Genomic DNA, 11991 nt, shown 5'->3' with positions numbered 1-11991 from the left:
CTATAATACCATCACTTCTATTTCTTCTGAACATGAAGGAAGCTTTCAGCAATTAGTAAATCCTCTGGAGTCGTCACCTTGATATTATAGTAACTCCCCTCTACTACGCCTACTTGCTTCCCGACACGTTCTACGAGACTTGCATCATCTGTACCAAGAAAACAACTTTGCTTTGCACTTCTATGAGCTTCTAATAAAAGAGGAACAGAAAATCCTTGTGGTGTTTGAACCGCTTTAAGCTGAGAACGTTCTACCGTTTCAACAACAACACCCTGTTCTACTTTCTTAATGGTGTCCTTCACTGGCACCGCACAAATGGAAGCACCATATTTCTCTGCTGCAGTTAATACATCTTGCATCATCTTATTCGTTACGAACGGGCGCGCACCATCGTGTACGAGAACATACTCAACACTACTCACATACTGAAGCGCATTATACACACTATCTTGTCTTTCGGCCCCGCCTTGAATAAATTGCACCTGCTTTTCAACCGGATACTTCTGCATTAACTCCTCAAAATAAGGGCGTTCCTCTTCGTTAATTGCCATGATAATACGTTTACATGCTTTATCTTTTTCAAAAGCACGTAATGTATGCACAATGATAGGTACTCCATTTATAAGTAAGAACAACTTGTTTTTGCCAGCACCCATCCGTTTTCCTTGACCCGCTGCCGGAATAATTAACGTATACATATTAATAGTCCTCTACTTATAATGCTTTTTCTAATAATTTACGTTTTGCGAAAATCATACGACCAGCCGATGTTTGCAACACACTTGTAACTAGTACATTAAGTTGCGAACCGACAAATTCTCTACCGTCTTCTACTACAATCATCGTACCATCATCTAAGTATGCAACACCTTGATTTTGCTCTTTACCATCTTTTACAACATAAACACTTAATTCTTCGCCAGGGAGTACGACTGGTTTAATTGCATTTGCTAAATCGTTAATGTTTAACACTGTTACTCCTTGTAATTCAGATACTTTGTTTAAGTTGAAATCATTTGTTACAACAGTTCCACCAGTGATTTTCGCTAACTTTACAAGCTTGCTATCCACTTCTTGGATATCCTCGAAATCGCCTTCATAAATTTCCACCGGAATTGGTAGCTCTTTTTGAATACGATTTAAAATGTCTAATCCTCTGCGACCACGATTACGCTTTAAAGCATCAGAAGAATCGGCAATATGCTGAAGCTCTTCTAATACGAATTGTGGAATCACAATTGTTCCTTCTAAAAACTTCGTTTGGCAAATATCCGCAATACGTCCATCAATAATTACACTTGTATCGAGAATTTTCCAATGAGTTGTAGATTTTTCTACCTCTACCTCTTCGTTCTCGCTATTGTTTTTCTTCTTACCTCCGCGCTGGGGTAATGTAAATAATCCTAGCAATTCATTTCTCTTTTTAAATCCTACTTGGAATCCTAAATAACCAAGTAAAAGAGTAAAGAACACTTGTAATACTGTACTAATGACTGGAATCGTGAATTCACGAATTGGTATCAAAATTAAATATGCAACAATAAGACCAGAGATCAACCCTAATGTACCAAATAAAACATCCGCTACCGGTGCCTTTACAAGGGCTTCTTCGATATGTTTAATAAGTTGAACAATATAATCCACAAGCCAAAATGTTGTTAAAAATAAAATAATTGCACCAATAATTGCACGAACGTACGATCCCTCAAGCCAAGGAACAGCACCGACGTCCAATACATTAATAACTTTTGGGATTAGAAAAATCCCTAACGCTCCCCCGATCACTAAAAAGAAGAGCTGTACGATCCTTTTTAACATCCAACCACCTCCTACTCATTATTAACCATTGTTTTGCTAATCAAAACGCCGAATGCAAAAGCGGACGTGTTTTTTTGTAAATAGTTTTATTTACCAATATACCATATCATATACCAAAAATGTTCTAGTGTCGTTATATTATGGAATCAATGTAATATTCTTAATTGTGTCTACTCATATAGAGATGCTCTTGAATTCTTTTTAGGCCCTCTCGTATTTTCTTCGCCCTAACTTCCCCAATTCCTTCCACATCATCCAATTCATTAATAGTTGCACGACAAACACCTTGTAACGTTTTAAATCGATTAATTAAATTTTCAATGATAAGTGGTGGAACACGAGAAATTTTGCTTGCGATTCGGTATCCCCTCGGTGTCACGATTACTTCTAAGCTCATTTGCCCTGGATAGCCAAGCAATTTAACTAAATCACTATCCTCTAGAAGCTGTGTATTTGCAAGATCTTGTAACTTTTTCAAAATTTGATGGTGATCCTGCGTTTTTTCTTGATAATAATCCTTAATTAATAACGCTGCCTCTGCTTCTAAGTCGGCTAGTAATTCTGTAAGTTGTAAACGAATTAACCTTCCTTCCGTTCCTAACTCATGAATGTAGCTCAATATTTCATTTTTAATACGCAGTACCATTTCAACACTATGTAAAACGTGAACTACCTCGGACATTGTAACGACCTCTTCAAATTCTAGAATGCCCAAATTCGTAATCCCATCATTCCATACAGCTTTATATTTTTCTAACGTTTGAATAGCTTGGTTTGCCTTTGTTAAAATTACACCTATATCTTTTAGTGTATAACGTAAGCTCCCTTGATATAGTGTAATTACGTTACGTCTTTGTGAAATAGCCACAACAAGGCTAGCCGTCTGCTTTGCTACACGCTCTGCCGTTCGGTGACGCATACCTGTTTCAATAGAATCAATGGATGGATCTGGAACTAATTGTGCATTTGCAATTAAAATTTTGCTCCCAGTTTCATTTAAAATAAGTGCCCCATCCATTTTTGCTAATTCATATAAACTAGCCGGTGAGAATGCACAATTAATGTGAAATCCTCCATCAACAATACTTTTAATCTGCTCATTATACCCAAGAACAATTAGCCCTCCAGTTTGCGCACGAAGTACGTTATCTATCCCTTCGCGTAGTGGTGTTCCTGGGGCAACGAGCTGTAGAATGTTAATCATACTTTTGACACGTTGCTTGTTTTCCTCCATAGCCTAGCCTCCTAATGTCAAACGAAGCGCCTCTCCTAAATTAGAAACACCTACTACCTCAATCCCATCTGGAATTGTCCATCCTCCCAAATTTTTTCTAGGAATAATAGCACGTTGAAATCCTAATTTTGCTGCTTCTTGTACACGTTGTTCAATTCTTGATACTCTTCTTATTTCTCCAGTTAGGCCTACTTCTCCTATTACCGCATCGGTTGGTGCAGTAGCTTTATCTCTGAAACTTGAAGCAATACTTAAGGCAACAGCTAAATCGATTGCTGGTTCATCTAATTTCAAGCCACCCGCGACTTTTAAATACGCGTCTTGATTTTGCAACAATAAACCTGTTCTTTTTTCTAGCACTGCCATAATAAGTGAAACGCGGTTATGATCAATTCCCGTCGCCATTCTTCGAGGATTTCCAAAACTAGTAGGGGAGATTAATGCTTGTATTTCTACTAAAACCGGTCTTGTTCCTTCCATTGAAGCAACCACTGTGGATCCTGCAACTCCAACTGGACGTTCCTCAAGGAAAATTTCAGAAGGATTTAGTACTTCTGCAAGACCTAGTTCCTTCATTTCAAAGATACCCATTTCATTTGTGGAACCAAAACGGTTCTTCACAGCTCGCAAAATACGATATGTATGATGACGATCTCCTTCAAAGTAAAGAACTGCATCAACCATATGTTCTAGCATACGTGGTCCTGCAATTGCCCCTTCTTTTGTCACATGTCCGACGATAAAAATAGGAATCCCTTTCGTTTTTGCAAGTTTCATTAATTCCGCTGTACATTCACGTACTTGCGCTACACTTCCTGGGGCTGACGTCACTTCAGGTAAATGTATCGTTTGAATAGAGTCAATAACAACAAAAGCTGGATTCATCTCTTCAATGTGCGCTGCAATTCGCTGTAGATCAGTTTCTGCTACAACAAATAGATTACTACCCTTTACATGCAAACGATCTGCACGAAGTTTAATCTGCTTTGCTGACTCCTCACCTGATATGTATAGTACATCATATGAAGAATCTGCTAATTGCGATGAAATTTGTAATAACAATGTTGATTTCCCAATCCCAGGGTCTCCACCAATAAGTACTAAAGATCCATCTACAATCCCGCCACCAAGTACACGGTTAAACTCTTGAAATTTCGTTTCAATACGCGCCTCAGACTTTGTTTCTACCTCTGTTAAGCGTCTTGGTTTTGTTACTTCTGATTGAATTGCATTGGCATAATTAAGGCGCCTTGATGATACAACTGGTTCCATCTCTTCAACAAGCGTATTCCATTTACCACATCCAGGACATTTCCCCATATATTTTGGCGACTGATAACCACACTCTTGACATGTGAATTTTGTTTTCTTTTTAGCCATATCTTTTATAGTTCACTTCACTTTCATCTACAAACGTTTATCCTTCTCGTACAAGAAAGAGGGCTATCGCGTAGCCCTCTTTGTTTGTCTATACTTATTTTACCTTTTCCGCACTATGAATGACAAATGATTCTCCTTCTATATCAAAGATAACTTTTTGCCCTTTCTCAATGGCACCTTTTAACAGTTCTTCTGATAGTCTATCTTCTACATGTTTTTGAATTGCTCTACGAAGCGGACGAGCACCGTACTCTCGATCAAATCCTTTATCAGCAATTGCTGAAATTGCTCCTTCTGTTAAGTGCAATTCAATCTCTTGTTCTTTTAAGCGATTCACTAACTGATTCACCATAAGAGTTACAATTTCTTGAATATGTTTTTTCTCAAGCATATGGAACACGATAATTTCATCAATACGGTTTAAGAATTCTGGACGAAATGCTTTTTTCAATTCATCCATTACTTTACCTTTCATATCTGAATAATCGCGGCTCTCATCTTGTACGTTAAATCCAAGATGTTTATTACGTTTTAATGCGTCTGCACCAACATTAGACGTCATAATAACAATTGTATTACGGAAATCAACTGTACGTCCTTTAGAATCTGTTAAACGGCCATCTTCTAATACTTGTAGTAAAATATTAAACACATCAGGATGAGCTTTCTCTACTTCATCTAATAAGACAACTGAATATGGCTTACGACGAACTTTCTCTGTTAATTGTCCACCTTCTTCATATCCAACATATCCTGGAGGAGATCCAACTAAACGAGAAGTAGAATGCTTTTCCATGTACTCAGACATATCGATGCGGATCATTGCATCCTCATCACCGAACATAGATTCCGCTAACGCCCTCGCTAGTTCTGTTTTACCTACACCAGTCGGTCCTAGGAAAATAAATGAGCCAATTGGACGTTTCGGATCTTTTAATCCCGCTCTCGCACGACGAACAGCTTTTGCCACAGCTACAACTGCTTCATCCTGCCCAATTAAACGATCATGTAAAATTGATTCCAAGTTTAATAATTTATCTGTCTCTGTTTGTGCAAGTTTAGAAACTGGAATACGTGTCCATGTGGAAACGACATTTGCAATATCTTCTACTGTTACTTCTGAGTTTTCTTGTCCTTGTTTCTCTTTCCACTGACGCTTTGTATCTTCTAACTTTTCACGTAAACGTTGTTCCATATCACGTAAGGAAGCAGCTTTTTCAAATTCTTGGCTTTGTACAGCTGCATCTTTTTCTTTTCTAATTTCCTCAAGATTCACTTCAAGCTCTTTTAAGTTTGGCGGTGTTGTATAAGAACGTAAGCGCACTTTTGATGCAGCCTCATCAATTAAATCGATTGCTTTATCAGGTAAAAAACGGTCTGTAATGTAACGATCTGAAAGTTTTACAGCCGCATCGATTGCATCATCTGTAATAGATACGCGGTGATGCGCCTCATAACGGTCACGTAAACCTTTTAAAATTTGAACTGATTCTTCTAAGTTTGGTTCATCAACATGAATTGGTTGGAAACGTCTTTCTAATGCCGCATCCTTTTCAATATATTTACGATATTCGTCTAAAGTTGTTGCACCAATACATTGTAATTCACCACGTGCTAAAGATGGTTTTAAAATATTCGATGCATCAATTGCACCTTCCGCCCCTCCTGCACCAATTAACGTATGAAGCTCATCAATAAATAGAATGATGTTACCAGCTTGGCGAATCTCATCCATCACTTTCTTTAAACGATCCTCAAATTCACCACGATATTTTGTTCCAGCAACAACTGTACCCATATCTAATGTCATAACACGCTTATCTCTTAAAGTTTCAGGAACTTCATTATTTACAATTTGCTGTGCTAATCCTTCCGCAATTGCTGTCTTACCTACACCAGGTTCTCCAATTAATACTGGATTGTTTTTTGTTCTACGGCTTAACACTTCAATTACACGTTGAATTTCTTTACTACGTCCAATAACAGGATCTAAACGATTTTCACGTGCAACAACTGTTAAATCACGTGCTAGACTGTCAAGTGTAGGTGTATTCGCATTTGTTGATGAACCACCTTGGTGACCTGAACTAGCTTCATTACTTCCAAGGAGTTGTAACACTTGTTGTCTTGCTTTATTTAGGCTTACACCTAAATTATTTAAAACACGTGCTGCTACACCTTCACCTTCACGGATTAAACCAAGTAAAATATGTTCTGTTCCAACGTAGGAATGGCCCAATTTACGAGCTTCGTCCATAGACAACTCAATAACTTTTTTAGCACGAGGTGTGTAATGTACTGTTTGAGAAGCTTCCGTTCCACGTCCAATTAATGCTTCTACCTCTTTTTGAACTTTCTCTGGACTTAATCCAAGAGCAATTAACGCTTTTGCTGCAATTCCTTCACCTTCGCGTACAAGCCCAAGTAAAATATGTTCTGTTCCAATATTATTATGCCCAATGCGAATTGCTTCCTCTTGAGATAAAGCTAATACTTTCTGTGCTCGTTCTGTAAATCTTCCAAACATCATAGAAATCGCCTCCTACTTGCGCTTAATTTTGTTCAATTCGTAATCGCTCACGGATTAAGGTTGCTCTTCGATAATCTCTTTCTTCTGGTCCTAGAGCTCCTCCTGCATATTGTTGCAAAATGCCCGGTTGAGTAAGAACCATTAACTCAGTTAAAATATTTCTCGATATACCTTGTATATACCCTAAGTCAATACCAAGTCGTACATCTGATAAGCAAGTGGCTGCTTCTGCAGATTGAATTAAACGACTGTTTGCTAGTATTCCGTAAGAACGATATACTTTATCTTCAAGCTCAATACTTGAATTTTGTACAATTAATTCTCTAGCCACTTTTTCTTGATGGATGATTTGTTGAATGACACTCTTTAAATCTGCAATAATATCTTCTTCTGATTTCCCTAGTGTCATTTGATTTGACACTTGAAATATATTACCTAACGCTTCGCTACCTTCACCGTATATTCCTCTTACTACTAACCCTAATTTTTGAATTACTTGTATAATACGGTTAATTCTTTTCGTTAAAACCAGTCCCGGCAAATGAATCATTACCGAAGCCCTTAATCCTGTACCGACGTTAGTGGGGCAACTCGTAATATATCCAAGCGATTCATCAAAAGCATATTCAACCTGTTCCTCGATCCAATTATCTATTTGATTGGCACTTTGAAGCGCCTCTGATAACTGTAAACCTGAAAATAGGCACTGAATCCTAACATGATCCTCTTCATTAAGCATGATACTTATATGTTCACTTTCTGATAGTAGGCATGCTCCGTATTCTGTTCCTGCAAGATTTGGACTAATTAAATGCTTCTCAACTAAAACTCTCCTTTGAAGAGGATTTAATTCATTCATTTTTAATAGTTCAAACTCCCCAAAAGGTTCTACAGGTTTATTTATAAACTTCTTCTTAAATAACTCATGAATCCGTTGAGCTTCTTCCTCGTTTTGCATAGTAGAGAATTGATATTTTTTAAAATTACGAGCCAAACGAATTCGACTACTTAAAACAATATCAGAATCAGGGCCATCCCCCTTCATCCATGGACTAATCGCTTCATTCATGATTCTGTCCAGTGACATAGAACTATTCCCCCTCTCTATGCTCACTAAGCTGATTTACAAGACCTCGAATTTTATCTCGTACTTCAGCCGCTTTCTCAAATTCCTCTTTCTGTACATATTGTTTCAGATTGAGTTTTAGTTCATCTAATTCTTTCTTTAAGTAGATATTTCCTTCTATACGTTCAGGAATTTTTCCACAATGATCTGTATGCCCACCGTGAAGACGTTTTAACAATGGTTTTAAATGCCCCTTAAATGTATCGTAACAAGAAGCACATCCAAAGCGTCCCACTTTTGTAAATTGTTCATATGTCATCTTACAATTTGGACATCTTGATATATTTGTATTTGAAAATGCATCTTGCCCTTCTTCAAACATTGCTGGTTCACCATGCAATAATCCGGCTAATAGGTCATGGAATGAAAAATTAGACTGCGGTGATTGAAAGAAAGACGTATAGCCACTTTGTTCTGCACATTGCTCGCAAAGATGAACTTCCGCCTTTTTTCCGTTGATTACTTTTGTATAATGTAAAGTTGCTGGTCTCATATTACAGTTTTGACAAGTCATCGCTATCCCCCACCTTTACAACAGGAACGATCTATCGCATGCTACTTTTCATACATTACTAGATTGTTCTCTTTCCTTAATCCATTTAGTAAAAGCACATGTCATCTTTCAAAATTCCTACAATATTAAACTGCATTATCTTAGTTATCATTCTTAACAAAAGTTATATTTATTTATATTTCAGTGTTCTTAACATTGCGCATAATATTCGAGCCCTAAGTTCATCCCGAGAGGGAACATCCATTAATAATACAGAACGATCTAGTACGCTTAACATAAGTTTAGCTTCACGATTTGTTATGATACCTTCTTCCATTAAACGTATAATCATGCTTTCTGCATTTCCTTGCGCGACACTATGATCAATCATATGAAGCATTTGATCAATAATGTCTATATCATCATGCAATTTGACTTTTATAATGCGAATGTAACCTCCTCCACCTCGTTTACTTTCTACTACAAATCCTCTTGCTAACGTAAAACGGGTATTGATTACATAGTTGATTTGAGACGGCACACAATCGAATCGATCAGCGATCTCATTCCTCTTGATTTCAATCACATTATTATTGCTTAAGTCAATAACTTGCTTTAGATATTTCTCAATGATATCAGATATATTTCTCATTTATCCGCCACCTTTATTGACTTTGACTATCTTTGACTTTAATTATATACGTATTAAAAAAATTTGCAACTCTTTTGCTTATTCACTATCCTAGCCACATTTCCCAGTCTTTAATCAAAAGGACGATTCTTTAAGTAAAGATTTTTCAAATTACTATGAATTATAAAAAGAAACACGAAAAAACACGAGTCATTTGACTCGTGTTTTAGTTGCTTGGCGACGTCCTACTCTCACAGGGACAAGGTCCCAACTACCATCGGCGCTAGAGAGCTTAACTTCCGTGTTCGGTATGGGAACGGGTGTGACCTCTCTGCCATCATCACCAAACTATTGAAGGCATATTCCTTCAAAACTAGATAACATTTGCTTCATATTATATGGTTAAGTCCTCGATCTATTAGTATTCGTCAGCTCCACATGTCACCATGCTTCCACCTCGAACCTATCAACCTGATCATCTTTCAGGGATCTTACTAGCTTACGCTATGGGAAATCTCATCTTGAGGGGGGCTTCATGCTTAGATGCTTTCAGCACTTATCCCTTCCGCACATAGCTACCCAGCTATGCCCTTGGCAGAACAACTGGTACACCAGCGGTGCGTCCATCCCGGTCCTCTCGTACTAAGGACAGCTCCTCTCAAATTTCCTGCGCCCACGACGGATAGGGACCGAACTGTCTCACGACGTTCTGAACCCAGCTCGCGTACCGCTTTAATGGGCGAACAGCCCAACCCTTGGGACCGACTACAGCCCCAGGATGCGATGAGCCGACATCGAGGTGCCAAACCTCCCCGTCGATGTGGACTCTTGGGGGAGATAAGCCTGTTATCCCCGGGGTAGCTTTTATCCGTTGAGCGATGGCCCTTCCATGCGGAACCACCGGATCACTAAGCCCGACTTTCGTCCCTGCTCGACTTGTAGGTCTCGCAGTCAAGCTCCCTTATGCCTTTGCACTCTACGAATGATTTCCAACCATTCTGAGGGAACCTTTGGGCGCCTCCGTTACACTTTAGGAGGCGACCGCCCCAGTCAAACTGCCCACCTGACACTGTCTCCCGGGTCGATAAGACCCGTAGGTTAGAATTTCAATACAGTCAGGGCGGTATCCCACCAGCGCCTCCACCGAAGCTAGCGCTCCGGTTTCAATGGCTCCCGCCTATCCTGTACAAACTGTACCAAAATTCAATATCAGGCTACAGTAAAGCTCCACGGGGTCTTTCCGTCCTGTCGCGGGTAACCTGCATCTTCACAGGTACTATAATTTCACCGAGTCTCTGGTTGAGACAGTGCCCAAATCGTTACACCTTTCGTGCGGGTCGGAACTTACCCGACAAGGAATTTCGCTACCTTAGGACCGTTATAGTTACGGCCGCCGTTTACTGGGGCTTCAGTTCAGAGCTTCGCTTACGCTAACCCCTCTCCTTAACCTTCCAGCACCGGGCAGGTGTCAGCCCCTATACTTCGCCTTACGGCTTCGCAGAGACCTGTGTTTTTGCTAAACAGTCGCTTGGGCCTATTCACTGCGGCTTTCCGTTAAGAAAGCACCCCTTCTCCCGAAGTTACGGGGTCATTTTGCCGAGTTCCTTAACCAGAGTTCTCTCGCACACCTTAGGATTCTCTCCTCGCCTACCTGTGTCGGTTTGCGGTACAGGCACCTTTTATCTCGCTAGAAGCTTTTCTTGGCAGCGGGGAATCAAAGACTTCGCTCCATAAGGAGCTTCCCCATCACAGCTCAGCCTTCACGATAAGCGGATTTGCCTACTTATCAGCCTAACTGCTTGGACGTGCACAACCAATCGCACGCTTCTTCTATCCTTCTGCGTCCCTCCATTGCTCAAACGATAAAGAGGTGGTACAGGAATATCAACCTGTTGTCCATCGCCTACGCCTGTCGGCCTCGGCTTAGGTCCTGACTAACCCTGAGCGGACGAGCCTTCCTCAGGAAACCTTAGGCATTCGGTGGACGGGATTCTCACCCGTCTTTCGCTACTCATACCGGCATTCTCACTTCTAAGCGCTCCACCAGTCCTTCCGGTCTGACTTCACTGCACTTAGAACGCTCCCCTACCACTGATACCATTGGTATCAATTCGCAGCTTCGGTGGTGTATTTAGCCCCGGTACATTTTCGGCGCAGAGTCACTCGACTAGTGAGCTATTACGCACTCTTTAAATGGTGGCTGCTTCTGAGCCAACATCCTAGTTGTCTAAGCAACTCCACATCCTTTTCCACTTAATACACACTTTGGGACCTTAGCTGGCGATCTGGGCTGTTTCCCTCTTGACTACGGATCTTATCACTCGCAGTCTGACTCCTAAGGATAAGTCATTGGCATTCGGAGTTTGACTGAATTCGGTAATCCGATGAGGACCCCTAGTTCAATCAGTGCTCTACCTCCAAGACTCTTACACTTAAGGCTAGCCCTAAAGCTATTTCGGGGAGAACCAGCTATCTCCAGGTTCGATTGGAATTTCTCCGCTACCCACACCTCATCCCCGCACTTTTCAACGTGCGTGGGTTCGGGCCTCCATTCAGTGTTACCTGAACTTCACCCTGGACATGGGTAGATCACCTGGTTTCGGGTCTACGACCACGTACTAAACGCCCTATTCAGACTCGCTTTCGCTGCGGCTCCGCCTCTTCAGCTTAACCTCGCACGGGATCGTAACTCGCCGGTTCATTCTACAAAAGGCACGCCATCACCCATTAACGGGCTCTGACTATTTGTAGGCACACGGTTTCAGGATCTCTTTCACTC

8 protein-coding genes and 2 rRNA genes (1 of these 10 only partly in view) are annotated in these 11991 nt (G+C 40.3%); all 10 read right to left on the bottom strand.

What is annotated here, in order from left to right; translation table 11 throughout:
• Positions 1–17: 17 nt before the first annotated feature.
• Positions 18–698: a 2-C-methyl-D-erythritol 4-phosphate cytidylyltransferase gene (gene ispD, locus EXW56_RS00545; RefSeq protein WP_002202057.1), complete on the bottom strand. Its 681-nt coding sequence runs from the start codon at positions 696–698 to the stop codon at positions 18–20.
• A gap of 16 nt (positions 699–714) precedes the next feature.
• Positions 715–1818 carry a PIN/TRAM domain-containing protein gene (locus EXW56_RS00540; RefSeq protein WP_002113296.1) on the bottom strand — a complete coding sequence of 368 codons (1104 nt, stop codon included), beginning with the start codon at positions 1816–1818 and terminating at the stop codon, positions 715–717.
• Between the two features lie 160 nt (positions 1819–1978).
• Positions 1979–3052 (bottom strand): DNA integrity scanning diadenylate cyclase DisA, encoded by a 1074-nt coding sequence (gene disA / locus EXW56_RS00535; protein ID WP_215597121.1) that lies wholly within the window; start codon positions 3050–3052, stop codon positions 1979–1981.
• A 3-nt stretch (positions 3053–3055) separates the two neighbouring features.
• Positions 3056–4432 (bottom strand): DNA repair protein RadA, encoded by a 1377-nt coding sequence (gene radA / locus EXW56_RS00530; RefSeq protein ID WP_002113294.1) that lies wholly within the window; start codon positions 4430–4432, stop codon positions 3056–3058.
• A gap of 94 nt (positions 4433–4526) precedes the next feature.
• Entirely contained in the window at positions 4527–6962 is a 2436-nt protein-coding gene (gene clpC / locus EXW56_RS00525) for an ATP-dependent Clp protease ATP-binding subunit (protein ID WP_215557795.1), read from the bottom strand.
• A gap of 22 nt (positions 6963–6984) precedes the next feature.
• Positions 6985–8049, bottom strand: a complete 1065-nt coding sequence (locus EXW56_RS00520) for a protein-arginine kinase McsB (protein WP_002202059.1) — start codon at positions 8047–8049, stop codon at positions 6985–6987.
• A 4-nt stretch (positions 8050–8053) separates the two neighbouring features.
• Positions 8054–8602, bottom strand: coding sequence for a protein-arginine kinase activator protein McsA (locus EXW56_RS00515; protein WP_002113290.1), 549 nt, complete (start codon positions 8600–8602; stop codon positions 8054–8056).
• Between the two features lie 169 nt (positions 8603–8771).
• Complete coding sequence (ctsR, locus tag EXW56_RS00510) at positions 8772–9233, bottom strand: transcriptional regulator CtsR (protein WP_002202060.1); 462 nt, start codon at positions 9231–9233, stop codon at positions 8772–8774.
• A 211-nt stretch (positions 9234–9444) separates the two neighbouring features.
• Positions 9445–9560: ribosomal RNA gene (rrf, locus tag EXW56_RS00505) — 5S ribosomal RNA — on the bottom strand.
• Between the two features lie 50 nt (positions 9561–9610).
• Positions 9611–11991, bottom strand: a 23S ribosomal RNA gene (locus tag EXW56_RS00500); it runs 541 nt beyond the window's last position.

It is taken from the genome of Bacillus mycoides (assembly GCF_018742245.1).
Lineage (GTDB): Bacteria > Bacillota > Bacilli > Bacillales > Bacillaceae_G > Bacillus_A > Bacillus_A cereus_U.
This window is presented reverse-complemented; position numbering and strand designations above follow the sequence as displayed.

Coding starts and splice junctions, on each gene's coding strand:
- ispD (WP_002202057.1), bottom strand. CDS start 698: ATGTATACGTTAATTATTCCGGCAGCGGGTCAAGGAAAACGGATGGGT.
- EXW56_RS00540 (WP_002113296.1), bottom strand. CDS start 1,818: ATGTTAAAAAGGATCGTACAGCTCTTCTTTTTAGTGATCGGGGGAGCG.
- disA (WP_215597121.1), bottom strand. CDS start 3,052: ATGGAGGAAAACAAGCAACGTGTCAAAAGTATGATTAACATTCTACAG.
- radA (WP_002113294.1), bottom strand. CDS start 4,432: ATGGCTAAAAAGAAAACAAAATTCACATGTCAAGAGTGTGGTTATCAG.
- clpC (WP_215557795.1), bottom strand. CDS start 6,962: ATGATGTTTGGAAGATTTACAGAACGAGCACAGAAAGTATTAGCTTTA.
- EXW56_RS00520 (WP_002202059.1), bottom strand. CDS start 8,049: ATGTCACTGGACAGAATCATGAATGAAGCGATTAGTCCATGGATGAAG.
- EXW56_RS00515 (WP_002113290.1), bottom strand. CDS start 8,602: ATGACTTGTCAAAACTGTAATATGAGACCAGCAACTTTACATTATACA.
- ctsR (WP_002202060.1), bottom strand. CDS start 9,233: ATGAGAAATATATCTGATATCATTGAGAAATATCTAAAGCAAGTTATT.